The organism is Pseudomonas sp. 1 R 17 (assembly GCF_900067035.1).
GTDB classification, from domain to species: Bacteria; Pseudomonadota; Gammaproteobacteria; order Pseudomonadales; family Pseudomonadaceae; genus Aquipseudomonas; species Aquipseudomonas marginalis.
This window is the reverse complement of the sequence record NZ_FKLB01000062.1, coordinates 18,883-42,561: the sequence shown is the minus strand read 5'-3', so window position 1 is coordinate 42,561 and position 23,679 is coordinate 18,883. Positions and strand designations below refer to the sequence as shown.

21 protein-coding genes are annotated in these 23,679 nt (G+C 62.1%); 4 read left to right on the top strand and 17 right to left on the bottom strand.

Annotated features, from left to right (window positions below):
• Positions 1-60 precede the first annotated feature (60 nt).
• The 12 genes from BFP99_RS25730 to BFP99_RS25675 form a co-directional block, all read right to left on the bottom strand.
• Positions 61-687, bottom strand: a complete 627-nt coding sequence (locus BFP99_RS25730; RefSeq protein WP_065925833.1) for a class I SAM-dependent methyltransferase — start codon at positions 685-687, stop codon at positions 61-63.
• 39 nt (positions 688-726) lie between these two features.
• Complete coding sequence (locus BFP99_RS25725; RefSeq protein WP_016974994.1) at positions 727-1,371, bottom strand: methionine ABC transporter permease; 645 nt, start codon at positions 1,369-1,371, stop codon at positions 727-729.
• Positions 1,361-2,476 (bottom strand): methionine ABC transporter ATP-binding protein, encoded by a 1,116-nt coding sequence (locus tag BFP99_RS25720; RefSeq protein ID WP_065948525.1) that lies wholly within the window; start codon positions 2,474-2,476, stop codon positions 1,361-1,363. Before BFP99_RS25720 ends, BFP99_RS25725 begins: the two co-directional genes overlap by 11 nt.
• Positions 2,473-3,288: a MetQ/NlpA family ABC transporter substrate-binding protein gene (locus BFP99_RS25715; RefSeq protein ID WP_065925831.1), complete on the bottom strand. Its 816-nt coding sequence runs from the start codon at positions 3,286-3,288 to the stop codon at positions 2,473-2,475. The genes BFP99_RS25720 and BFP99_RS25715 overlap by 4 nt, the downstream gene beginning before the upstream one ends.
• Before the next feature lie 145 nt (positions 3,289-3,433).
• The gene (locus BFP99_RS25710) at positions 3,434-4,786 is read right to left on the bottom strand and encodes an LLM class flavin-dependent oxidoreductase (protein WP_065925830.1); all 1,353 of its coding nucleotides are present in this window, start codon (positions 4,784-4,786) and stop codon (positions 3,434-3,436) included.
• On the bottom strand, positions 4,786-5,979 hold the full coding sequence (locus tag BFP99_RS25705) for an SfnB family sulfur acquisition oxidoreductase (RefSeq protein ID WP_065948524.1): 1,194 nt from the start codon (positions 5,977-5,979) through the stop codon (positions 4,786-4,788). The genes BFP99_RS25710 and BFP99_RS25705 overlap by 1 nt, the downstream gene beginning before the upstream one ends.
• 24 nt (positions 5,980-6,003) lie before the next feature.
• Entirely contained in the window at positions 6,004-7,245 is a 1,242-nt protein-coding gene (locus BFP99_RS25700; RefSeq protein WP_065925828.1) for an SfnB family sulfur acquisition oxidoreductase, read from the bottom strand.
• A gap of 187 nt (positions 7,246-7,432) precedes the next feature.
• Complete coding sequence (locus tag BFP99_RS25695; RefSeq protein ID WP_065925827.1) at positions 7,433-8,209, bottom strand: hypothetical protein; 777 nt, start codon at positions 8,207-8,209, stop codon at positions 7,433-7,435.
• A gap of 305 nt (positions 8,210-8,514) precedes the next feature.
• Positions 8,515-9,261: an L-cystine ABC transporter ATP-binding protein TcyN gene (tcyN, locus tag BFP99_RS25690; RefSeq protein WP_027607834.1), complete on the bottom strand. Its 747-nt coding sequence runs from the start codon at positions 9,259-9,261 to the stop codon at positions 8,515-8,517.
• A 3-nt stretch (positions 9,262-9,264) separates the two neighbouring features.
• Positions 9,265-9,930: a cystine ABC transporter permease gene (gene tcyL, locus BFP99_RS25685; RefSeq protein WP_065925825.1), complete on the bottom strand. Its 666-nt coding sequence runs from the start codon at positions 9,928-9,930 to the stop codon at positions 9,265-9,267.
• Complete coding sequence (gene tcyJ / locus BFP99_RS25680; RefSeq protein ID WP_065925824.1) at positions 9,930-10,730, bottom strand: cystine ABC transporter substrate-binding protein; 801 nt, start codon at positions 10,728-10,730, stop codon at positions 9,930-9,932. Before tcyJ ends, tcyL begins: the two co-directional genes overlap by 1 nt.
• Positions 10,731-11,114: 384 nt before the next feature.
• Entirely contained in the window at positions 11,115-12,110 is a 996-nt protein-coding gene (locus BFP99_RS25675; RefSeq protein ID WP_065948523.1) for a D-cysteine desulfhydrase, read from the bottom strand.
• A gap of 166 nt (positions 12,111-12,276) precedes the next feature.
• Between BFP99_RS25675 and epsC the strand changes: the two genes are divergently transcribed.
• The 4 genes from epsC (at position 12,277) to mgrA (ending at position 18,222) form a co-directional block, all read left to right on the top strand.
• Positions 12,277-13,203, top strand: coding sequence for a serine O-acetyltransferase EpsC (gene epsC, locus BFP99_RS25670; protein WP_027607830.1), 927 nt, complete (start codon positions 12,277-12,279; stop codon positions 13,201-13,203).
• Between the two features lie 403 nt (positions 13,204-13,606).
• Positions 13,607-15,568: a choline transporter BetT gene (gene betT, locus BFP99_RS25665; protein WP_162844283.1), complete on the top strand. Its 1,962-nt coding sequence runs from the start codon at positions 13,607-13,609 to the stop codon at positions 15,566-15,568.
• Positions 15,569-15,726: 158 nt separating this feature from the next.
• The gene (locus BFP99_RS25660) at positions 15,727-17,076 is read left to right on the top strand and encodes an OprD family outer membrane porin (protein WP_065948522.1); all 1,350 of its coding nucleotides are present in this window, start codon (positions 15,727-15,729) and stop codon (positions 17,074-17,076) included.
• A 108-nt stretch (positions 17,077-17,184) separates the two neighbouring features.
• The gene (gene mgrA, locus BFP99_RS25655; protein ID WP_053140257.1) at positions 17,185-18,222 is read left to right on the top strand and encodes an L-glyceraldehyde 3-phosphate reductase; all 1,038 of its coding nucleotides are present in this window, start codon (positions 17,185-17,187) and stop codon (positions 18,220-18,222) included.
• A gap of 126 nt (positions 18,223-18,348) precedes the next feature.
• Here mgrA and tauD read toward each other — a convergent pair whose 3' ends face one another.
• From tauD to gshA, 5 genes are all read right to left on the bottom strand, one after another.
• Positions 18,349-19,185 (bottom strand): taurine dioxygenase, encoded by an 837-nt coding sequence (gene tauD / locus BFP99_RS25650; RefSeq protein ID WP_065948521.1) that lies wholly within the window; start codon positions 19,183-19,185, stop codon positions 18,349-18,351.
• Positions 19,186-19,196: 11 nt separating this feature from the next.
• Complete coding sequence (gene tauC, locus BFP99_RS25645) at positions 19,197-20,033, bottom strand: taurine ABC transporter permease TauC (protein ID WP_027605156.1); 837 nt, start codon at positions 20,031-20,033, stop codon at positions 19,197-19,199.
• On the bottom strand, positions 20,030-20,809 hold the full coding sequence (gene tauB / locus BFP99_RS25640; protein ID WP_065948520.1) for a taurine ABC transporter ATP-binding subunit: 780 nt from the start codon (positions 20,807-20,809) through the stop codon (positions 20,030-20,032). The genes tauC and tauB overlap by 4 nt, the downstream gene beginning before the upstream one ends.
• An 18-nt stretch (positions 20,810-20,827) precedes the next feature.
• Positions 20,828-21,805: a taurine ABC transporter substrate-binding protein gene (gene tauA, locus BFP99_RS25635; protein WP_065948519.1), complete on the bottom strand. Its 978-nt coding sequence runs from the start codon at positions 21,803-21,805 to the stop codon at positions 20,828-20,830.
• Positions 21,806-21,986: 181 nt separating this feature from the next.
• On the bottom strand, positions 21,987-23,570 hold the full coding sequence (gshA, locus tag BFP99_RS25630) for a glutamate--cysteine ligase (protein ID WP_027605153.1): 1,584 nt from the start codon (positions 23,568-23,570) through the stop codon (positions 21,987-21,989).
• Positions 23,571-23,679: the final 109 nt, after the last annotated feature.

The following is a 23,679-nucleotide window of genomic DNA, read 5'->3' as shown; positions in this document are numbered from 1 at the left end:
GGAGCAAGCCCCCTCCCACAGGGGAATGCATTCCAAATGTGGGAGTGGGCTTGCCCAGACTTAAACCTTGCGCCAAACGCTGGCCAACCAAGGCTGCTGATCCCGAGGCAATCCCGCCGGCCGGTAGTAGTGCTCCAACTCTTCAAACCCCGCCGTCGTCAGCAATGCCTGCCACGCCTTCAAGTCGTGATAAGAACCATACCGCGGCCCATTCCAGCCTTCCTGGTTCTCACCCCGTGGATTGGAGCTGAACAGCACACCGCCGGGCTTCAACGCCCCATGCAGTTGCTTGAGCACACGGGGCAGTTCCTGCTTGGGGATATGAAACAGCACTGCATTGGCAAAGATCCCGTCAAAGCGTTCGGCGGGTAAATCCAGCTTGAGGAAGTCCTGCTGCAACACCTCACAGCCGCTGTCTTCGCGCGCCATCTGCGCAAACCGCTCGGAACCATCCAGGCCGACGGCGATATGCCCCAGGCGCGTAAAGGTCTGCAAATCCCGCCCCGGCCCGCAGCCGAAATCCAGCACGGTAAAGGGCGCCGAGCCCTGGATATGGCGCAGCAGCGCGTCGATGTTCTGGCTCACATCGTGATCGCGGGTGCCTTCACGGAAATCCTCGGCCACCTTGTTGTAGTGGCCGAGGGTGGTGGACGTGATCTGGTCGAGGTCGTCGGGCTTGAGGGGCATGGTGATGAATACCGGGCGCTGAGATGGCCCGACTATACCTCACCTCTTGTTCAGCACTCGCGCCAGGCGATCGCCGCCGAGTTGAATCACCGCCACCAGGATCACCAGCAGCACAATCACCGTGAGCATGATCTGCGTATCAAAGCGCTGGTAGCCATAGCGATAGGCAATGTCGCCCAAGCCACCGGCCCCGATCGCCCCGGCCATGGCCGACGAGTTGATCATGGTCACCAGGGTGATGGTGAACCCGCCGACAATCCCTGGCAGCGCTTCGGGCAGCAGCACATGCCAGATGATGTGCCAGCGTCGGCAACCCATGGCCTGGGCAGCTTCGATCAGGCCGTGGTCGACCTCGCGCAGACTCACTTCGGCGATCCGCGCAAAAAAAGGCGTGGCGGCGATGGTCAGCGGGACGACCGCCGCCCACACCCCATAGGTGGTGCCGACGATCAGCCGCGTGAACGGGATCAGCGCCACCATCAGGATCAGGAACGGAATCGAGCGGAACAGATTGACGAACGCCCCCAGCACCCGATTCAGCGCCGGCGCCTGGTAGATGCCGCCTTTGTCGCTGGTCACCAGAAACACCGCCAGCGGAATGCCCACCAGCAAGGCGATCAACGATGACACGCCGACCATCAACAAGGTGTCGATGGCGCCTTGCACCAAACGATCAAACCACATAGCCCAGCACCTCCACCTGTTGTGCCCAGTTCGCAGCGCGGTTGCGCAGTTCTTCGGTGCCATGGGGCGAGCCATTCACCGCCAGCAGCAGTTGCCCCAAGGCATGCCCCTGAATCCGCTCGACACCGCCCTGCAGCAGACGCACCCGCCCGCCGAGGGCGCTGAACAGCGCGGCCAGGTCCGGTTCATCGCTGGCACTGCCGGTGAACTGCAAGCGCAGCACCACGGCGGCGTCCGGTGATTCAGGCTGGGTGTGCAAACGGCTTTGCAGTTCTTCAGGCAGCCCATGTTGCAGCGGCGCCAGCAGGGTCTGGCTGACCTCGTGCTGCGGGTTGCCGAACACTTGCCACACCGTGCCTTGCTCGACGATGCGCCCGTGTTCCAGCACCACCACGCGGTCGCAGATGTCGCGGATCACCGCCATCTCATGGGTGATCAAGACGATGGTCAGGCCCAGGCGTCGGTTGATCTCGCGCAACAGGCCGAGGATCGATTGGGTGGTCTCCGGGTCGAGGGCCGAGGTGGCTTCGTCGCACAGCAGGATCTGTGGGTCGTGCACCAGCGAACGGGCGATGCCCACGCGCTGTTTCTGCCCGCCGGACAGCTGCGCCGGGTAGGCCTTGTGCTTGTCCTGCAAGCCGACCAATTCCAGCAGCTCACGCACCTTTTGCTCACGCTGGGGCTTGGGCACGCCGGCGACTTTCAGCGGCAACTCGACGTTCTGCCACACGGTCTTGGCCGACATCAGGTTGAAGTGCTGGAAGATCATGCCGATACGCCGACGCAGCGCCACCAGGTGGTCTTCGTCGAAGTCGCCGATGTCCACCTGATCGATCAGCACGCGCCCGCTGCTGGGTTGTTCCAGGCGGTTGATGGTGCGGATCAGCGAGGATTTGCCGGCGCCGCTGCGGCCGATAATACCGAACACTTCACCGTGCTGGATCGCCAGGTCGATGCCTTGCAAGGCATGCACGCCGCCGTCGTAGGTCTTGCCCAGGTTGATAAAGCGCACGTGCGCGCGGTTCAGGTCCGGATGCAGTTCTGTCTGTTCGGCGTCCCTGGGCGGTGAGCCCAGGTCGCGCAGTCGAGCGTGGGCGGCGGTCATTTTTTATCTTCCCAACCGACTTGGTAGAGCTTGCCGAGGGATTTATCCAGGGCGGCACGCACCACCGGCGAGTGCTGGTAGATGTCGACGAACTTGATCACGCGCGGGTCGGTTTTGCTTTTTGGCTGGATCACGAACTGGATCACGTATTCCGGGTGGTCGAGGCCGTCGAACAGCAGCGCCGACTCGGCATCGAAGGTCTTGGACAGGCGGATGTAGGCCGGGTAGCCCTGCACCAGGTCGGCATCGTCATAGGCGCGCACCAGTTGCACGGCCTCGACTTGCAGGATCTTGATGTTTTTCGGGTTGGTGACGATGTCTTCTTCGGTAGCCTTGTAGCCCACGCCCGGCTTGAGGGTGATCAAGCCGGCCTTGGCCAGCAGTTGCAGGCCGCGACCGCTGTTGATCGGGTCGTTGGCAATCGCCACGCTGGCGCCCTGGGGCAGGTCGTTGATGCTTTTGTACTTTTTCGAGTACAGGCCGACGTTGTTGATGATGCCCGGCGCGTACGGCACCAGGTCAAAACCGGCGGCGGCCTTGGCGTTTTCCAGGAACGGGATGTGCTGGAAGTAATTCACGTCAATATCGCCGGCGGCCAGGCTGACATTGGGGGCGATCCAGTCGGTGAACTCCACCAACTCGACCTTAAGGCCTTGCTTGCCGGCTTCGGCGACTGCGGCTTCGAGGGGAATCGCGAAGGCGGCGGTGGTGCCGATTTTCAACGGTGCATCGGCGGCGAATACGGCCGAGCTGAACAACCCGAAGGCCAGGGCCAGTGCTTTGACTGGGTGGGAGAGCAGTGTTTTTTTCATGGTCGATTTCCAGTCATAAGGTATTTGTACAAACAGTGGAGATCCACTGTGGGAGGGGGCTTGCTCCCGATAGCGGAGTGTCAGCAAACCAATCCGGTGACTGATACACCGCTATCGGGAGCAAGCCCCCTCCCACATTTTTCAATCAGTGGCGGTAGGTCGAGCCGGTGTGTTGTTCGGGTAGACGGGCGCTGCCTTGGAAGACTTTTTCTCTTAACGTTCCTTGCTCATAGGCGGTCTTGTACGACCCCCGCCTCTGCAACTCCGGCACCACCAGGTCGATAAAATCCACATAGCTTTCCGGCGTGACAATGCGCGTGAGGTTGAAGCCATCCAGCCCGGTTTCGCTGATCCAGGATTCCAGCTCGTCAGCGACCTGTCCGGGGGAGCCGACCAGGGTGATATAGCGCCCGCCGAGGGCATGCTGTTCGAGCAGCTTGCGTCGGGTCCAGTCGTTGTTCTGCAGGTTCTTGGTGGCCGACTGGATCGCGTTGCTCTTCACGTACTGGATCGGCTCGTCCAGTTCGTATTGGGCAAAATCAATCGCGGTGGAGGCCGAGAAATGCGCGACGCCGGCCTCCGCGCTGGCATAGCTCAGGTACTCGGCATGCTTGGCCCAGGCCAGTTCTTCGGTGGCGCCGACGATCACGTTCAGCCCCATGAACACCTTGATGTCATCCGGATTGCGCCCGGCCTCGACCGCGCTGGCGCGCACCTTGTCCACCTGCACCTTGGTCGCGGCCTTGTTCTGCCCGCTGATGAATACGCACTCGGCATGGCGCCCGGCGAACAACAGGCCACGGTCTGAACTGCCGGCCTGGAACAGCACCGGCGTACGCTGCGGCGACGGTTCGCACAGGTGATAACCCTCGACCTGGTAGAACTCGCCATGGTGCTCGACCTTGTGCACCTTGCCCGGCTGCGCGTAGACCCGCGCCTGCGGATCGTTGAGCACCGCGTCGTCTTCCCAGCTGCCTTCCCAGAGTTTGTAGAGCACTTCCAGGTATTCATCGGCCTGGTCGTAGCGCCGGTCATGCTCGACCTGTTCGGTGAGGCCCATGGCCTTGGCGGCACTGTCGAGGTAGCCGGTGACGATGTTCCAGCCGACCCGGCCACGGCTCAGGTGGTCGAGCGTGGACATGCGCCGGGCGAACAGGTACGGCGGCTCATAGGTGAGGTTGGCGGTGAGGCCGAAGCCGAGGTTGCGGGTCACGGCGGCCATCGCCGAAACCAGCAGCAGCGGGTCATTGACCGGCAGCTGGATCGACTCCTTGAGCGGCACATCGATGGAGTTCTGGTACACGTCATACACGCCGACGATATCGGCGATGAACAAACCGTCGAACAGCCCGCGCTCCAGGGTTTGCGCGAGGTCGGTCCAGTACTCGATGCTTTTGTACTGGGTGGACGTGTCCCGTGGATGGGTCCACATACCGTGGTTGATATGCCCGATGCAGTTCATGTTGAAGGCATTGAGCAGGATCTTTTTCTTTGCCATCAAATGGTCCCCCGCAGTGGCGGGTTTTCAGCGTTGAGGTAGTAATTGCCCACAGCGTGGTACTTCCAGCGCACCGGGTCGTGCAGGGTGTGCACGCGGGCGTTGCGCCAGTGGCGGTCGAGGCCGTGCTCGGCGAGGGTGGCCTGGCTGCCGGCCAGCTCGAACAGGGTGCTGCCGGCGGCCAGGGAAATCTCGGTGCTCAAGGCGCGGACTTCAGCGACGGCGATGGACGCCGCCGCCACGGTCTCTGCATTGCTGTCGGCCTGGGCGCGGTCGAGGTATTCAGCCGAACGCTCCAGCAAGGCTTCAGCGGCGTGCAGGCGAATGCTCAGGTGGCCGAAGCTCTTCAGGGTCAGTGGGTCTTCGGTGGCCTTGTCGTTGCCGGAGTCAATCCACGGGCGGGTCTTGGTGCGCACAAAGTGCAGCGCATCTTCAAAGGCGGCGCGGGCGATGCCGGTGTCGATGGCGGCGTGAAGAATCTGCGCCAGCGGGCCGACCGTGGTCGGGCGTTCGAAAGCGCTCTGGAACGGGATCACGTCGTGGGCGGCGACCCACACGTTATCGAACACCACCGAGCCGCTGCCGGTGGTGCGCTGGCCGAAGCCGCTCCAGTCGTCAATGACCGTCAAGCCTTCGCTGTCGCGGGGCACGAAGGCCAGTTGCTGGATGCCGTGTTCATCCACCACCGAGGTAGGAATGCGCTGGGCATAGATCGCACCGGTGGCGTAGAACTTGCGGCCGGTGATACGGAAGCCGTCGCCGTCGCGGGTGATGGACGTAATACGGTCGTGGGCGGTCTTGGTGCCCAGTTCCGCCAGGGCGTTGCCGAAACGCTGGCCGGCGAGTACTTCGGCGTACAGGCGTTGTTGCTGTTCAGGGCTGCCATTCACGCGCAGCACTTCGAGGGCGTAGAAATGGTTTTGCGGAATCTGGCCCAGGGAGGCATCCGCCTGGGCGATCAGGGCAATGACCTTGGCCAGGGTGACGTTGGACACGCCGGCGCCGCCAAATGCCTTGGGCACACTGATGCCCCACAGGCCGGAGCGCGAGAACACGTCCAGTTCGGGCAGCGGCAGGCGGCGTTCGCGGTCGCGCTGGGCGCTGTCGCGGCGCAAGTCTTCGGCCAGGTCGCTGGCGACAATAAGGGCTTGTTCGTCGCTGGTGATAACCGCGACACGGTGAGAAAAGGTCATGAGTTTCTCCAGAGGTCTGGTCGGTTAAATCCAGGAATGGCGAGCCGGCAACGTGCCGTTCAAGCGATAGGCGCCGACGGCGTGATACTTCCAGCGCACCGGGTCGTGCAGGGTGTGCACCCGGGCGTTGCGCCAGTGACGGTCGAGGTTGAATTCGGCGAGGGTGGCGCGGCTGCCGGCCAGTTCGAAGAGTTTTTCGCTGACCAGCAACGACACTTCAGTGGTGAGCACCTTCGCTTCGGCCACGGCAATTGACGCTCGCGCGGCGGACTGTGCGGTGATCGGCGCGGCGCTGACCTGGTCCAGCACTTGCCCGGCCTTGCGCAACAGCGCCTCGGCGGCGTGCAGTTCGATCTTCAGCTTGCCGATATCGGCGATCACGTAGAGGTCATCGCTGGCGCGCTCGACCTTGGCATCGATCCACGGGCGCGAACGCTCCCGCACAAAGGCGATGGTGTCATCCAGCGCGCCACGGGCGATGCCGGCGTCGATGGCGGCCTGGATCAGTTGGGAAACGGCGCCCTGGATAGTCGGGCTTTCGCCGATACGCCAGTTGTCTACGACCAGTTCGGCGTCCACGGGCACGCGGTCCAGCAGCACGGTGCCGCTGGCGGTGGTGCGTTGGCCGAAGCCCGACCAGTCATCCACGATGCGCAGCCCTGCGGTGCCACGGCGTACAAACGCCATGACCTGCCTGCCGTCGTCGTTCAGCGCCTTCACGGCCACCCAATGGGCAAACAGTGCGCCGGTTGAATAGAACTTCTGGCCGCTGATCACGTAACCGTCGCCTTGGGCGGTGATGCGCGCCTTGAGCTCCAGGGTGTTCCTGGTGCCGCGTTCCGGGCCGCCATTGCCGATGCGCCAGCCGTCGAGGACGCTCTGGAACAGTTGCTCTTTCTGGCGCTCGGTAGCGGCGCCCTGCAACACCTGCAGGATGCCGAAATGGTTCTGCGGGATCTGCCCGAGGGCCGGGTCTGCCGCGCTGATGATCGCGAACACCTCCGCCAGGGTGGTGTACGACACCTGTGGGCCGCCGTATTCGCGGGGGATGGAAATACTGCCCAGCCCACTGCGGGTGAATTGTTCGATCTGCGCCCACGGCAGCTTGCGTTGCTGGTCACGCTGGGCGGCGTGCAGGCGCGCGGCCTGGGCCAGCTCATGGGCAGCCTGCAGCGCCTCTGCATCGTTGCGCAGCACAGCGGCCGGCAACAGCAGGGGAGCAACGTCCAGATCACGCTGGGGGGGTGTTAGAGCCAAGTTAGACATCAGCGCCGCTCCTTGGCTGCACGTAATGCCCTGGCGTTATGCACCGGGGTAATTCTGACCATACCGACCTCGCATTCAATGAAATAAAAACAGAAAAATCAGAGATGTCCGGTGGTCCGGTGCATATACCCTAAGCGTGTCAAATATTTAAATAAACTAACTTTTGGGAATATGCATAGAAGGTCTGTCACCCCGGTTCACAGGGCGAGCCGAGGGGCCGTGGTTGGTAGACCCGCGCGGTCCCGGCCGGCTGGCTCGGCGCGCAGGCGGCAATGCGTAACGTGCGCGTGGGCGCCCAGCGTGAATTGTTGCCGACACGATCGAGAATGCAGTACGTCACCTCCAGGCGGCTGTCATCACCGGCCTCGACAATCACCGTCGAAGGCACCCACACCTGCACGACCACCCCGACGGCCTTGGCCTGGATCCGTGGCAGGTCCATGCGTACATCTCCCCAGCGCAGGGTGATGGCATCGCCCGTGGCCATGTTCAGGTAAGGCGCGATGGTCAGCGGAATACCCCGTCGCACCTGGCGACCGTTGACGCCGTAGCGACGGATGGTCTCGGGCAAACCGACGGGGGCGAGGTTGTGGTTTTCGTCGCTGTACAGGGGGGAGGGCTGGCCACCGGGGTATCGGGTCTTTACACACACACCTTTCACGGCCGAGCGGGCAGGTGCACGACCGACTTGCATGACTTGGTAATGCACCTGGGCCAGGCCGTCCTGCACAAAACTTTCCGGCACCCGCAGATGGGTCGGTGAGCCGACCTTGCACGCGTTCACCCTGCGTGAGGCGGCAAAGCAGTTGTTCCAGAACAGTTCGATCAAGTCGCCCTCATCCATGCCGGGGTAAGGCGCGATGTCCACCTGCAGTTGACTGGCCGCCAGTGCGTTGATGCCGTGCCGGTTAGCCTGGGGCAAGGTGGGGGCTGTGAGCAGGGCCGGGGTTGCAGTGCGCGTCATAAGTAATCTCCTTGATGCAGCCAGCAGCAATCGTTCCAGCCCCGCGGCGCGGGTGCGCAGGTGGGCTGAAAGGAACGATTCAGTGAGTAGCCGGGATAGGATCCAATCCTCTGGACGCTAGATAAGAGGGTTGGCCAAGGAGCGTCAATGGCGGCAAAAGGCTAAACGGCGGGTTGGAGCAGATTCAGAAGGGTCTGACTGGGCGGGGGGGTTTTGGATCAGGGAGACGGCGGGTTTACGCGTGGATGGCGAGGATTTCCTGTAGGAGCCGATTGTGTGGTGAGGGAGCAAGCTCCCTCGCCACATCAGTGGGCGAGGAACTTGCTCAGGAACTGCCGGGTGCGTTCTTCCTTGGGGTTGGCGAACAACGCCTTGGCTTCGCCTTGCTCCACGATCACGCCCTTGTCGAAGAAGATCACCCGGTTGGCCACATCGCGGGCAAAGCTCATTTCGTGGGTGACGATGACCATGGTGCGGTTTTCTTCGGCGAGGCTGCGGATGGTCGCCAGCACTTCGCCCACCAGCTCCGGGTCCAGCGCCGAGGTGGGTTCGTCGAACAGGATCACTTCCGGTTCCATGGCCAGCGCGCGGGCAATCGCCACGCGCTGTTGCTGGCCGCCGGACAGGCGCCGTGGGTAGGCGTCTTCCTTGCCCGCCAGGCCAACCCTGGCCAGCAGCTTGCGCCCAAGGGCAACAGCGGCTTCACGGGGCATCTTCTTGACCACGGTCGGCCCTTCGATGACGTTTTCCAGCGCTGTGCGGTGGGGGAACAGGTTGAAGTTCTGGAACACAAAACCCACGTGCTGGCGCAGGCGCCGCACCAGGCCTTGTTGCTGGTTGAGCGGTTTGCTGCCGTCGATCTGGATGTCGCCCACCTTGATCCGGCCGCTGGTGGGTTCTTCGAGGAAATTCAGGCAGCGCAGGAAGGTGGTCTTGCCGGAACCGCTGGGGCCGATGATGGCGACGACTTCGCCTTCCTTGACCTCCAGGTCGATGCCGTTGAGCACCACCTGGCCGTTGAACTGTTTGGTCAGTTTTTCAACCACGATCATGCTTCAAGACTCCAGGTCATGCCGGTTGACCCGGTCTTCCAGGCGGTTTTGGAAATGCGCCAGGATACTGATGAGTACCCAATAGATCAGGGCGGCCGACAGGTACATGGCAAACATTTCGAAGGTCCGCGCAGACACCAGTTGTGCCTGGCGCAACAGCTCCGGCACTTGAATGGTTGCGGCCAGCGAGGTGTCCTTCACCAGTGAGGTAAAGCTGTTGCCCAGTGGTGGCAGTGCCGTACGCATCGCCTGCGGCAGGATCGCCCGGCGCAGGGTCTGCACACGGGTCATGCCGATACTGGCAGCGGCTTCCCACTGGCCGCGCTCGATGGAGCTGATGGCGGCACGCAGGGTTTCACAGATATATGCGGCCATGTTCAGCGAGAGGCCGATCAGGGCGGCGGGAATCGGGTCCAGCTCGATGCCCACTTGCGGCAGGCCGTAATACATCACGAACAGCTGTACCAGCAACGGCGTGCCGCGAAAGAACGACACGTAGACGCGGGCGATCCAGCTCACCAGCCTGATGCGCGAGAGGCGCATCAGTGCCAGGCCGAAGCCCAGCAGAAAGCCGAAAAACATTCCGCCCAGGCTCAGGATGACGGTGAAGTACACGCCCTGCAGCAAGAAGGGCGTGGAATCCAGGACGAGTTGGAGCTTTGCTTCCATTATTGAGTAACGTCAGCGTTGAAGTACTTATCCGACAGCTTCTTCAAGGTGCCGTCAGCGCGCAATTTGTCGAGGGCCTTGTTCACCGCCTCAAGCAGTTCAGGTTCGCCTTTGCGTAGGGCAATACCGGCTTCCTGACGGGAGAAGGCAGCACCGGCAGCGACGGTGTCCGGGGCTTTCTTGGCATATTCCAGGGCCGCCAGGCGGTCGATCAGGATGGCGTCGATGCGGCCGATGCGCAGGTCCTGGAACTTGGTAGGATCATCTTCGTAGGTACGGATATCAGCGGTAGGCACATTGGCTTTTACCCACTCCTCGTAGTTGGTGCCCAGGCCGACACCCACCTTTTTACCGGCCAGGTCGGCGGCTGATTTGATGTTGAGCTTGTCTTCGTTCTTTTTCAGGACCAGCGCTTGAATCCCGGAAACGGTGTAGGGCTCGGAGAAGTCGTATTTTTTCTTGCGCTCGTCGGAGATGGTCACCTGGTTGATCACTGCATCCAGACGCTTGGATTCCAATGCCGCCAGAATGCCGTCCCATTTGGTGGCCTGCAGCTTGACCTTCACACCCAGTTCTTTGGCCAGCGCTTCGGACAGCTCGACTTCGAAGCCCGCCAGTTTGCCTTTCTCATCCTGGAAGCTGAACGGCGGGTAGGTGCCTTCCAGGCCGATTTTGATCTCGCCGGCCTTTTTGATGTTGCCCAGTTGCTCGCCGGCAACTGCCTGGCCCAGCCAACCGGCGCCGAGAGCCAGACCCAAAGTGCCAACCAGCAACGTGCGACGCAATACAGAAATAGTCATGAAGAGCCCCTGTGTTTTTTATGTTGAGCGAAGCAGGTGACGCGGTAGTCGTATCCTGCCTTAAAGCGCGTAGCGCGTCTTCGCCTGCGGCGCGATGATAAAGCCGGGTTTTAAGACTTGAAAATAATATTAAACTCAATTGATATTCTATTTTTGAATATGTATTGAGTCTAATGTGGGAGGGGGCAAGCCCTAATGCCAGTCAGTTAAGCGTACATCGCCTCCTGTAGGAGCGAGCTTGCTCGCGAAAAACGTCAACGATAACGCGTGCTTCCTGAATGAACGCGGCGCCTGTGAGTTTTTCGCGAGCAAGCTCGCTCCTACAAAAAGCCTTAACTGACTGGCATTAGGGCTTGCCCCCTCCCACATTTGGCCCGCATTTATTCAGTTGAAAACCGAGTCATAGGCAAACAACGCCGGTGCCCCGCCGGTATGCAGGAAAATAATCGGCCCGTCTTCAAAACGCTGACGCCCGATACCGTCCAGCAAGCCGGCCATGGCCTTGCCAGTGTAGACCGGGTCCAGCAGCAGGCCTTCCTGGCTTGCCAATAGCTTGACCGCCGAAAGGGTGCCGGCGTTGGGTTCGCCATAACGGGGGCCGAAATACTCGTCCCACAGGATCACCTTGAACGCGTCGGGGATGTCCACACCGAGCAACTCGGCCGTGCGTTCGGCCAGGCCCTGGACTTTCGGGAACTGCGCTTCTTCGGTGCGCGATACGGTGATGCCGATCACGGGCAACTGCGGCAGTACTTCGCTTAATGCCAAGGCCAGGCCGCTGTGGGTGCCGGCACTGCCGGAGGCCAGCACCACGGCGGCGAATTCGATACCGCTGTCTTCGATCTGTGCGGCCAGCTCCAGGCCGGCGCGCACGTAACCGAGGGCGCCGAGGGCATTGGAACCGCCGATAGGCACCAGGTACGGCTTCTTGCCGTTGCTGCGCAGGCGATCGGCAAGGGCGTTGAGTTGGTCGTCGACGTTGTCGAGGTTTTCCACCAACTCTACCTTGGCGTCGAACAACTCCAGCAGCAGGCGGTTGCCGTTGCCCAGGTAGTTGGGGTCTTCGGTGCCGGTGGGGTTTTCCAGCAGGGCGACGCAGCCCAGGCCGAGCCTGGCGGCGAGGGCGGCGGTCTGGCGTACGTGGTTGGACTGGATCGCGCCGGCGGTCACCAGGGTGTCGGCGCCCTGGGCGATGGCATCGGCTGCCAGGTATTCGAGTTTGCGCAGCTTGTTGCCACCCATGGCCAGCGGCGTGGTGTCGTCGCGCTTGACGTAGATGTCGCGTCCCAACCAGGTCGACAGCCGTTCGAGTTTTTCCAGGGCGGTGGCGCCGCCGAGCAGTTCCAGGCGGTTAAAACGGTCGAGCTGTTGCTTGATCATGGCTACGCACGGTGGCTAAGGGATGGAGCGACTATAGGCAGGCACTTTTCATCGGGCAACCGTCAATCGCTTATGCCTGATGGTTCTTAGCATCACACCATTGGTTCTTAAGGGCGGCCAGGGTGGATACCGTAAAGTGATGGCCATTACGTCAGGAGTGAATACCGTGAGTGAGCGTTCCAGCCATTGGCAGTTACAGACCATCGTCAGCCAACTGCGCAGCGCCCGTGACCAGTGGCGAACACGCAATGGCCGCTTGAGCGGCGAGCATGGCGGTCGCGAATTGCCGTCCCGTGAAGCCGTTGCCCAGATTCTCGAGTCCCTCTGCGGTGCGCTGTTTCCGATGCGCCTGGGGCCGGCGGACTTGCGTGAAGAAAGTGAAGATTTCTACGTCGGCCATACCCTCGACGTCGCCCTGAATGCCTTACTGGCCCAGGCGCGCCTGGAGTTGCGTTATGCCGCGCGCCAGGGCGGCGAGGATGACAGCCAGATCGACGCCCATGCCATCCGGCTGATCCAGGATTTCGCCCTGGCCTTGCCGTCCCTGCGCAGCCTGTTGGACACCGACGTACTCGCCGCCTACCACGGCGACCCGGCCGCGCGCAGCGTGGATGAAGTGCTGTTGTGCTACCCGGGGATCCTCGCGGTGATTCACCATCGCCTGGCCCACCACCTGTACCGCGCCGGCTTGCCGCTGCTGGCACGGATCAGCGCGGAAATCGCCCACTCGGCCACCGGCATCGATATCCACCCCGGCGCGCAGATCGGCCCGAGCTTCTTCATCGACCACGGCACGGGCGTGGTGATCGGTGAAACCGCGATCATCGGCGAGCGGGTGCGCATCTATCAGGCCGTCACCTTGGGGGCCAAGCGCTTCCCGGCGGATGAAGATGGGCAACTGCAGAAGGGCCATGCGCGCCACCCGATTGTCGAGGACGACGTGGTGATCTATGCCGGGGCGACGATTCTCGGACGCATCACCATCGGCAAGGGGTCGACCATTGGCGGCAATGTGTGGCTGACCCGCAGTGTGCCGGCGGGGGCGAATATTACGCAGGCGAATCTGCAGCATGACGACGGTGCGCAGAAGTAGAGCCCTACGCAGATCCCCTGTGGGAGGGGGCTTGCTCCCGATAGCGGAGTGTCAGTTGGTACATCCATTGACTGACACACCGCCATCGGGAGCAAGCCCCCTCCCACATTGTTAGCCTCATTCCAGATTTACCCCGCAATCACTGAACGATTTACCTCTTCCACCCGTCATACCAATCCTTGAGCTAGTGTAGGAATTATCTACCACTCAGCCCTGCGATTAGTCCCAGACCGCCTACCTATGTTTAACTTGAACGTTCGTTCAAGTTAAACCCGGTGGTTCGCTGCCCGCTCACAACAGGAGGCTTACCTTTGCTGAGTCCGTTTTATACAGCCACATCCCTCACCCTCGGGGTGCATCGTTCATGAGTGCATCGTCCACCCCATCCAGCGGCCTGGTGCGCATGAATGCGCCGGTCTTCTACTTTGCCGCCACCTTCATCTTGCTGTTCGGCATCACTGTCATCGCTATCCCGCAACAGGCCGGGGCCTGGTTGCTGGCGGCGCAAAACTGGGCGGCCAACACGGTCGGCTGGTACTACATGCTGGCGATGACCCTGTATCTGGTCTTCGTGGTGGTCACCGCGCTATCGGGCTACGGCAAGATAAAACTCGGTGCCGACCACGACGAGCCCGAATTCAGTTACCTGTCCTGGGCCGGCATGCTGTTCGCCGCCGGGATCAGCATCACGTTGTTCTTCTTCTGCGTGTCCGAGCCGCTGACGCACCTGGTGCAACCGCCCCAGGGCGAGGCCATGAATGCCGACGCCGCGCGCCAGGCCATGCAGGTGCTGTTCCTGCACTGGGGCCTGCACGGCTGGGGCGTGTTTGCATTTGTCGGCATGGCGCTGGCGTATTTCGCCTACCGGCATAACCTGCCGCTGGCGTTGCGCTCGGCGCTGTACCCGCTGATCGGCAAGCGCATCAATGGCCCTATCGGCTATGCGGTGGATGGCTTCGGCATCATTGCCACGGTGTTCGGCCTGGGTGCCGACATGGGCTTTGGCGTGCTGCACCTCAATTCCGGCCTCGACTACCTGTTCGGCGTTGCCCACACCCAGTGGATCCAGGTCGGCTTGATCACCCTGATGATGGGCGCGGCGATCCTGGTCGCCGTGGCCGGCGTCGACAAGGGCGTGCGGGTGATGTCCGATATCAACATGCTGCTGGCCTGCGCGCTGCTGCTGTTCGTGTTGTTCGCCGGGCCGACCCAGCACTTGCTCAATACCCTGATCCAGAACATTGGTGACTACCTGGGCGCATTGCCGACCAAGAGTTTCGATGTGTACGCCTACGACAAACCGAGCGACTGGCTGGGCGGCTGGACGGTGTTCTACTGGGCCTGGTGGATTGCATGGTCGCCATTCGTAGGCCTGTTTATCGCGCGCATTTCCCGTGGCCGGACCATCCGCGAATTCGTGTTCGGTGTGCTGCTGATCCCGCTGGGTTTCACCCTGGCGTGGATGTCGATTTTCGGCAACAGCGCCATCGACCAGGTGCTCAACCACGGCATGACTGCACTCGGCCAGTCGGCCATCGATGATCCGTCGATGAGCCTCTACCTGCTGCTGGAAACCTACCCGTGGAGCAAGACGGTGATCGCGGTCACGGTGTTCATCAGCTTCGTATTCTTCGTAACTTCCGCTGACTCGGGCACCGTAGTGCTGTCCACCCTCTCGTCCAAAGGCGGCAACGCCGATGAAGATGGGCCGAAATGGCTGCGGGTGTTCTGGGGTGCGATGACCGCGCTGGTCACCAGTGCCTTGCTGTTTGCCGGCAGCATCGATTCGCTGAAATCGGCGGTGGTGCTGACCTCGCTGCCGTTCTCGCTGATCCTGTTGCTGATGATGTGGGGGCTGCACAAGGCCTTCTACCTCGAGTCGCAAAAGCAGATTGCGCAGTTGCATTCGCTGGCGCCGGTGTCGGGCTCCCGCAAGGGCACCGGCGGTTGGCGCCAACGTTTGAGCCAGGCCGTGCATTTCCCCTCGCGGGACGAGGTGTACCGGTTCCTTGAGACCACGGTGCGTCCGGCGATCGAAGAAGTGACGGCGGTGTTTGTCGAAAAAGGCCTCAACGTCGTCACCCAACCCGACCCGTCCAACGACAGCGTCAGCCTGGAAATCGGTCACGGCGAAGAGCATCCGTTCGTGTACCAGGTGCAGATGCGCGGCTATTTCACGCCCTCATTTGCACGCGGCGGCATGGGTTCCAAGCAGCTCAACAATCGCCGCTACTACCGCGCGGAAGTGCACCTGAGCGAGGGCAGTCAGGACTACGACCTGGTGGGCTACACCAAGGAGCAGATCATCAACGACATCCTCGACCAGTACGAGCGCCACCTGCAGTTCCTGCACTTGGTGCGCTGACGTTAAACTCCCCGCAAAGCCCCGTTCTACGGGGCTTTCTTAAACTTAATTTCATCCGTCAAGACGCTGTTTTGACGCGTAACTGTCATCTGGCCACTGCGTAATTGTGTGAAGCGTTTGACGCTTTCATTTCAGAACAGTGACGGAGACCGGTACCCATGAAGACGTTTTTAAGCCCTGTGGTGGGAGCCGCCATGGCGAGCTTTATGCTGTCCGCCCACGCCGATTTTATCGATGACAGCCACGCCGACGTGACCCTGCTCAACCGCTATCTCAACCAGCAGGGACGGGACGTGGTGGGCAGCAATGCCAAGGCCCATAGCATTCGGGATTGGGGCCAGGGTTTCGAGTTCAACTTCAAGTCCGGCTACACCGAGGGGCCTGTGGGCTTCGGCCTCGATCTACAGGCGTTCTACGGCCTGAAACTGGACTCCGGCGGCGACCTCAACGACAAGGGTCACCAGGGCCGCTACCCCGGCAGCATGTTCCCACTGGACAATGGCAAGTCCGCCGACCAGTTCGGCGTGTTGAGCCCGACGTTCAAGATGCGTTTCGCCAAGGATGAATTGCGCGTCGGCACGCTCTACGGCAACAACCCGATACTCGCCAACACCGACGGGCGCCTGTACCAGCAGACCAATACCGGTGTGCAACTGGTGTCCAAGGACCTCAGCGACTTCACCTTCACCGGCGGCGATATCTTCAAGACCAAGATCCGCAACGAAACCGGCGACCAGGGCATGATCACCGCCGGCGGGACCAAAGAGAGCGACCGCTTCCTGTTCGGCGGTGCGGATTACACCGGGATACAGAACACCACTGTCAGCCTGTGGTACTCCAACCTTGAGGACTACTACCAGCAGTTTTTCCTCGGTGCCAAGCGCCATGACGCCTTGTCGGTCGGTGCGGTCGATACCGACGTGCGCGTGTTCCGCAGCCTGGGTGTGGGCGGCAACGCCGACGGCGACAAGGACTTTGCCGCAGCGGGCCTGTATGGCGACGGCGTGAACAAGGGCCGCATCAACCAGTCCACCGTCAGCCTGCTGGAAAGCTACAGCCTGGACGGCCATACCGTCGGCCTGGGCATCCAGAAAAACAGCGGCGACAGCGACTTCCCGTACCTCGACTCCGGCCTTAACAGCGGTGACGCGCGCCAAGGCCCAGGCTCGGGTGCCGACACCCCGGCGCTGACCAACATGCAGTTGAACAAATTCCAGCATGCCGGCGAACGCACCTGGCTGGCGCAGTACAAATATGACTTCGGCAAACTCGGCCTCAACGGCCTGACGTTCTCCGCCGCCTACGCCCACGGCGATGACATCCGCACCGCCCAGGGCACCACCAGCGAATGGGAGCGAAACGTGGCGGTGGCGTATCAAGTGCCGACCGGTACCCTCAAAGGCCTTGGCGTCACGTGGAAAAACGCCCACGCCAGTCCGGACATTACCGGTGCCACCGTGCAGGATGAAAACCGCTTCTATGTCAGCTATGTCGTTCCACTCTGGTAGGAAATTGCTGTAAAACGGAAGGGCAGACTTAAGCGATTCAGCTGGTTAAAAGGCCTGGGAATATCGTTATTCCCAGGCCTTATTTGCCTACGTCCAAGAGAGGATTCGATGACTTACATTGCTGCCGAAAACCGCTATGAATCTATCCCGTATCGCCGCGTAGGCCGCAGTGGACTGGTGCTGCCGGCACTGTCCCTGGGGCTGTGGCACAACTTTGGCGACAGCACCCCGATCGACACCCAGCGCGCCCTGCTGCGCACCGCGTTCGACCTGGGCATCAACCACTTCGATCTGGCCAACAATTACGGCCCACCCTACGGCAGCGCCGAGATCAACTTCGGTCGTTTGCTGCGCGAAGACTTCAAGCACTACCGCGACGAATTGATCATCTCCAGCAAGGCTGGCTGGGACATGTGGCCGGGCCCTTACGGCCAGGGCGGCGGCTCACGCAAATACGTGCTGGCAAGCCTGGACCAGAGCCTGCAACGCCTGGGCGTCGACTACGTGGACATTTTCTACTCCCACCGTTTTGATGCCGATACGCCCCTGGAAGAAACCGCCAGCGCCCTCGCCACCGCCGTGCAACAGGGCAAGGCGTTGTACATCGGTATCTCGTCTTACTCCGGGGTGAAAACCCGCGAAATCGCCGCGCTGCTCAAAGAGTGGAAGGTCCCGCTGCTGATCCACCAACCGGCCTACAACCTGCTCAACCGCTGGGTGGAAAAAGACCTGCTGGACACCACCGAAGAACTCGGCGCCGGAGTGATTGCCTTCACGCCACTGGCCCAGGGTTTGCTCACCGACAAGTACCTCAATGGCGTGCCGGCCGACGCACGGGTCAACCGCCCGGGGGGTGGTTCGTTGCAGGCCAAGCACCTGTCCGAAGCCAACATCGCCCACGTGCGTGCGTTGAACGAAATCGCCCAGCGCCGTGGCCAGAGCCTGGCGCAATTGGCGCTGGCCTGGACGTTGCGCGACCCACGGGTGACCAGCGCGTTGATTGGCGCGAGCCGGCCGGAGCAGATCATCGAGAACGTCGGCGCGTTGAAGAACTTGAGCTTCAGTGCGGAGGAACTGGCGGAGATCGATCGGTTTGCGCAGGAAGGTGGGATTAACCTGTGGGAAAAGCCGTCCAGCGCGGAATAACCTGACAGCACCGGGTCAATGTGGGAGGGGGCTACACCCCGATGGCGGTGTGTCAGTCACTTGATTAGTTGACTGACCCAGAGCTATCGGGGCAAGCCCCCTCCCACATTTGATTTGCAGTGTGGTTTAGAACGGCACATCCCCAAGAATCGTCGCCCGATGCATCACCCGCCGTTGCGGCCGGTAGTCATCCACCGCGTAATGCTGGGTCACGCGGTTATCCCAGAACGCCACGTCGTTCTCCTGCCAGCGCCAGCGGAGGGTGAATTCCGGGCGTGTCGCGTGGGCGAACAGCAGCTTGAGGATCGCCTCGCTTTCCGCCGGTTCCAGTTCATTGATCCTGGTGGTAAACCCATCACTGACAAACAGCGACTTACGCCCGCTCACCGGATGCGTGCGCACGACCGGGTGCGACAGCGGTGGGTTTTTCCTACGGGTTTCTTCCCAGCGCGCCAGGTCTTCGGCGCTGTTGCCAAAGCGTTCCAGCGGAAAGGATTTGGTGAAGTCGTGGGTAGCCGTCAGCCCATCGAGCAACCGCTTCAACGGCTCGGACAGCGCCTCGTACGCCGCGATGCCACTGGCCCACAGCGTATCGCCGCCGTACGCCGGCAGCAGCTTGGCACTCAGCACCGCGCCGAGGGCCGGGGTGGGCAGGAAGGTCACATCGGTGTGCCATACGGCGTTGTCGCGTACGTCGGTGACGGCGGTGTCGAGGATCAGCACTTCGGGCTGTTCCGGCACGTTGGGGTAGATCGGGTGGATGTGCAGGTCGCCGAAGTTCGCCGCGAACCGCGCCTGTTGCGGCGGGGTGATCGGCTGGCCACGGAAGAACAGCACCGAATGGCTGAGCAACGCCTGTTCGATGGCATCGCGATGTTCGGTGCTCAGCGGCCGGGTAATATCGACGCCACTGATCTGGGCGCCCAGGGCGGTGCTCAAGGGGGTAACGGTCAGGCTGCTCATGCTGTTCTCACTCAATGTGCCTGGCCATGCCAAGGCACTAACTTACGCTGCAGGGCGCGCAGGCCCATTTCCATGGCGAAGGCGATCAGGGCGATCACCAGGATCCCCAGCACCACTACATCGGTCACCAGGAACTGCGCCGCCGATTGCACCATGAAACCCAGGCCGCTGGTGGCCGCGATCAGTTCGGCGGCGACCAGGGTCGACCAGCCCACACCCAGGCCGATACGCACCCCGGTGAGGATGTCGGGCAGGGCGCTCGGCAGGATCACATGGCGAATCAGCTGCGCACGGGTGGCGCCCAGCGACTGCGCCGCCCGCAGCTTGGCCGGGTCGACGGTGCGTACGCCGGTCGCGGTGGCGATGGCGATGGGCGCAAAGATCGCCAGGTAAATCAGCAGCACCTTGGACAGCTCGCCGATACCGCACCAGATCACGATCAATGGCAGGTAAGCCAGGGGCGGAATCGGCCGGTAAAACTCGATCAGCGGGTCGAGAATGCCGCGGGCGATGCGGTTGGCGCCGATGGCAATGCCTACCGGCACGGCGGTCAGCACCGCGAAGCCCAGGCCCAGGCCGATCCGGCTGAGGCTCGCGCCCAGGTGCTGCCACAACGTGGAATCCATATAGCCCGTAGTCGCCAGCAGCCAGCCTTTTTGCAGCACGGCCGAGGGCGGTGGCAGGAACAACGGTTCGATCAGGCCGGTGGCGGTGACGGCCCACCAGAGGGCCAGCAAGGCGACCAGGGTCAACAGGCTGATCCAGCGTGTACTCAGGCTGCGACGCACAGGAATGACCGCGTGCGCCACCGGCTTGGCAGCGGTGGCGGGGAGTTCGTAGCTGCTCATGCGGACACCTGCCGTTGCGAGAACACTTTGCCCAGCACGTGTTCGCGGGTTTCGATAAAGCGCGGGTCGGACTTGATCGCCCGCGCCGACTCACCGGCCGCGTAGCGCTGGCCGAAGTCCAGGTGCAGGCGTTCGACGATCTGGCCCGGGTTGGGCGCCAGCAGGATCAGGTCGGTGGCGAGGAACACCGCTTCTTCGATGTCATGGGTAATCAGGAACACCGGCTTGGCCGTGCGCCGCCAGACTTGCAGCAACAGTTCCTGCATCTGCTCACGGGTGAAGGCATCGAGGGCGCCGAAGGGTTCGTCCATCAGCAGCACGCGCGGGTCGGCGGCCAGGGCGCGGGCCAGGCCGACGCGTTGCTTCTGGCCGCCGGAGAGTTGCCAGATGCGGCGATTGTCGAAGCCGGCGAGGTCCACCAGCGCGAGCATTTCCCGGGCGCGCACTTCGCGCTGCGCCTTGGGCACGCCGGCCAGTTCCAGGCCGAAACCGACGTTGGCCAGCACGTCCTGCCAGGGCAACAGCGCGTCGTCCTGGAACACCACGCCGCGTTCGGCGCTGGGGCCTTTGACCGGTACGCCATCGAGGGTGATGCGCCCGGCAGAAGGCTCGACAAAGCCGGCAATCAGGTTCAACAGCGAAGTCTTGCCACTGCCGGACGGGCCGAGGGCCACCAGCAATTGCTGGGGCCCCAGGTCGAGTGAAATGTCAGACAGTACCGGTTCTGTGGCGCCTGGGTACTGTGCGCTGATGCGCTCCAGTTGTAGCAAGGCCATCGCGATGAACTCCTTGAATCAGTTAGTGATGAACTTGGCGCTGACGTAAGGGGCGTAGTCCGGCAGCACGGCGTCGACCTTGCCTTGCTCCTTGAGGAAGGCAGCGGTATCGGTCACGGCCTTGGTGGTTGGTGCGCCCAGCAGGGTCACCTGGTCAGCGGCCAGCGGGTAGACGTTGCCTTGCAGCAGCAGCGGGATGTCGCTGGCCTTGGCGCCGGAGAGTTTCACCAGTTTGTCGACGTTGCCTGTGTCGGCGAGCCAGGCTTGTGGGTCTTTGCGGTAGGCGGCGTAGGCATCCAGGGTGACTTTGGCGAAGGCGGTGACGATTTCCGGGTGCTTCTGCGCGAAGTCCTTGCGCACGATCCAGGCATCGAAGGTCGGCGCGCCGAACTTGGCCAGCTCGCCGGAGGTGATCAGCACCTTGCCGTTTTCCTTGGCCACGCCCAGGGCCGGGTCCCATACGTAGGTAGCGTCGATGTCACCGCGCTTCCAGGCCGCGATGATCGCCGGCGGTGCGAGGTTGAGGATGGTCACTTTCGACGGGTCGATGTTCCAGTGCTTCAGCGCGGCCAGCAGGCTGTAGTGGCCGGTGGACACGAAGGGCACGGCGATTTTCTTGCCGATCAGGTCCTGGGGGCCGTTGATCCTGGAACCGTTGCGCGCCACCAGGGCTTCGGCACCGCCGATCTGGGTGGCAACCAGGAAAGTTTCCACCGGCACCTTGCGGGTGATCGCAGCGGTCAGTGGGCTGGAACCGAGGTAGCCGATCTGCACGTCGCCGGAGGCGATGGCGGCGATGATGTCGGCACCATTGTCGAATTTGCGCCAGTCGATCTTGGCGTTAGTGGCTTTTTCGTACGCACCGTCGGCCTGGGCAACTTTGGCCGGGTCTACGGTGGTCTGGTAAGCGATGGTTACATCCGCCGCCTGGGCAAACAGGCTGGCACCGGCCAGGGACAACGCGGCCATGAGGCGCAGAGGGGTTAACAGTTTCAAGGGGAAGCTCCTCAATCAGGCGGCCGAGGGTCGGCGTGTGAGGAGACTAAATGATCTAAGAATCCGAAAATAAATAACATTTTCGAATTAGCTTATGGGCGAAAGGTTGAAGCGAATCTTGAGCTTGATGAGGGCAAATGTGGGAGGGGGCTTGCCCTCCCACCATGGACCGAGTTCGGTCTTAGTTACTGATCGCCAGAATACTCGCCTGGTACGAGCCGACAAACACATCAAAATCGCCCACTTCGTTCTGCTCCAGTTCCGCTTGCTGCGCCAGCGACGTGCGCGCCAGCTCTTCAAAGCGTGCCTGCTCTTCTGCGGGCAACGGCTCGCGGCGGAAGTACTCGGCGTGCACCTCGCTCTGATGCAGGGAGAACTGCGCGAAACTCTCTTTGCGCTCGGCCATCGCCGCCAGTACCTGCGCCGAAGGGGTCAGGGACGGGTCCTTGACCTTGGCCAGTTGGGCGTCCAGTGCCTGGCTGTGTTCGGTGATGCCGTGGCTTTCATCCAGCAGCGCAGCCAGGGGGGCAATCTTCTCCAGAAGCTCGGTGGCCCATTCCTTCATGTCCACGGCCTGGCCCTTGCGCTGCAATTGCAGGCCCGGGCGCCGGCCTTCCTTGACCACGCTGAGGAAGTTGGACGTGGCGTTGCCGCACTCGTTGTCGGCGAACAGCGGGCTGTCGTTCAGCGCGCAGTACAGCAGGAATGCATCGAGGAAACGCGACTCCGGCAGGTCGATGCCCATCGGCAGGAACGGGTTGATGTCCAGGCAGCGCACTTCGATGTACTGGATGCCACGGGCCATCAGCGCCTGGATCGGCCGCTCGCCGGTGTAGGTCACGCGCTTGGGGCGGATGTTGGAGTAGTACTCGTTTTCGATCTGCAGGATGTTGGTGTTGAGCTGTACCCACTCACCGTCCTTGTGGGTGCCGACTTCGACATAGGGCGCGTAGGGCGTTGCCACCGCTTCGCGCAGGCTGTCGGTGTAGCTGGCCAGGTCGTTGTAGCACGGCGTCAGGCCGGCCTGGGCGTTGCTCTGGTAACCCAGGTCGCTCATGCGCAGGCTGGTGGCGTACGGCAGGTACAGGGTGTCGGCGTCGAGCACTTCCAATTGGTGCGAGCGACCGCGCAGGAAACCCGCGTCCAGGGCCGGCGAGGCGCCGAACAGGTACATCAGCAGCCAGCTGTAGCGGCGGAAGTTGCGGATCAGCGCGATATAGGCCGTGGACTGATAGTCGCGGTCGGTGCCGACGAAGCCTTCAGTCTCCTTGAGCAGCGGCCATAGCTGTTCCGGCAGGGAAAAGTTGTAGTGGATGCCGGCGATGCACTGCATGGTCTTGCCGTAACGCAGGGCCAGGCCCTTGCGGTACACGTACTTGAGCTGTCCGATATTGGAGGTGCCGTAGTAGGCAATCGGAATGTCTTCCTCGGCCGGCAACGGGCACGGCATCGAGGGGCTCCACAGGTATTCACTGCCGAGCTTGGTGTAGGCAAAACGATGGATCTTGTCCAGGCTGCTCAGGGTGTCGGCCGGGTTGGGCAGGGCCGGGGTAATGAACTCCAGCAGCGATTCCGAGTAGTCGGTGGTGATCTGTTCATGGGTCAACGCGGCGCCCAGGGCTTCGGGGTGCGGCGTTTGTGCCAGGCGACCCTCACCGGTGACACGTAGGCATTCACGCTCGATGCCGTGCAAGCACTGCTCTAGCAGGGAGAGGTGTTCGCGCTTGCCGAGCAGGGCCAGGCGGCGGTTGAGAAGTTCGCTCAAGTTGGATTCCTTCACGCGTCAGTCGCCCCAATATGGGGGTGGGCAGGACGGTCTACAAGGGTGAAGTTAAAACTGGCGTGATCGCCTGGTTTTGAGTCGATTTGACCCG

Coding starts and splice junctions, on each gene's coding strand:
- BFP99_RS25700 (WP_065925828.1), bottom strand. CDS start 7,245: ATGTCTAACTTGGCTCTAACACCCCCCCAGCGTGATCTGGACGTTGCT.
- BFP99_RS25725 (WP_016974994.1), bottom strand. CDS start 1,371: ATGTGGTTTGATCGTTTGGTGCAAGGCGCCATCGACACCTTGTTGATG.
- BFP99_RS25730 (WP_065925833.1), bottom strand. CDS start 687: ATGCCCCTCAAGCCCGACGACCTCGACCAGATCACGTCCACCACCCTC.
- BFP99_RS25715 (WP_065925831.1), bottom strand. CDS start 3,288: ATGAAAAAAACACTGCTCTCCCACCCAGTCAAAGCACTGGCCCTGGCC.
- BFP99_RS25705 (WP_065948524.1), bottom strand. CDS start 5,979: ATGACCTTTTCTCACCGTGTCGCGGTTATCACCAGCGACGAACAAGCC.
- mgrA (WP_053140257.1), top strand. CDS start 17,185: ATGACTTACATTGCTGCCGAAAACCGCTATGAATCTATCCCGTATCGC.
- tcyL (WP_065925825.1), bottom strand. CDS start 9,930: ATGGAAGCAAAGCTCCAACTCGTCCTGGATTCCACGCCCTTCTTGCTG.
- BFP99_RS25720 (WP_065948525.1), bottom strand. CDS start 2,476: ATGACCGCCGCCCACGCTCGACTGCGCGACCTGGGCTCACCGCCCAGG.
- tauD (WP_065948521.1), bottom strand. CDS start 19,185: ATGAGCAGCCTGACCGTTACCCCCTTGAGCACCGCCCTGGGCGCCCAG.
- tauB (WP_065948520.1), bottom strand. CDS start 20,809: ATGGCCTTGCTACAACTGGAGCGCATCAGCGCACAGTACCCAGGCGCC.
- tcyN (WP_027607834.1), bottom strand. CDS start 9,261: ATGATCGTGGTTGAAAAACTGACCAAACAGTTCAACGGCCAGGTGGTG.
- BFP99_RS25660 (WP_065948522.1), top strand. CDS start 15,727: ATGAAGACGTTTTTAAGCCCTGTGGTGGGAGCCGCCATGGCGAGCTTT.
- betT (WP_162844283.1), top strand. CDS start 13,607: ATGAATGCGCCGGTCTTCTACTTTGCCGCCACCTTCATCTTGCTGTTC.
- tcyJ (WP_065925824.1), bottom strand. CDS start 10,730: ATGACTATTTCTGTATTGCGTCGCACGTTGCTGGTTGGCACTTTGGGT.
- tauC (WP_027605156.1), bottom strand. CDS start 20,033: ATGAGCAGCTACGAACTCCCCGCCACCGCTGCCAAGCCGGTGGCGCAC.
- BFP99_RS25695 (WP_065925827.1), bottom strand. CDS start 8,209: ATGACGCGCACTGCAACCCCGGCCCTGCTCACAGCCCCCACCTTGCCC.
- BFP99_RS25675 (WP_065948523.1), bottom strand. CDS start 12,110: ATGATCAAGCAACAGCTCGACCGTTTTAACCGCCTGGAACTGCTCGGC.
- BFP99_RS25710 (WP_065925830.1), bottom strand. CDS start 4,786: ATGGCAAAGAAAAAGATCCTGCTCAATGCCTTCAACATGAACTGCATC.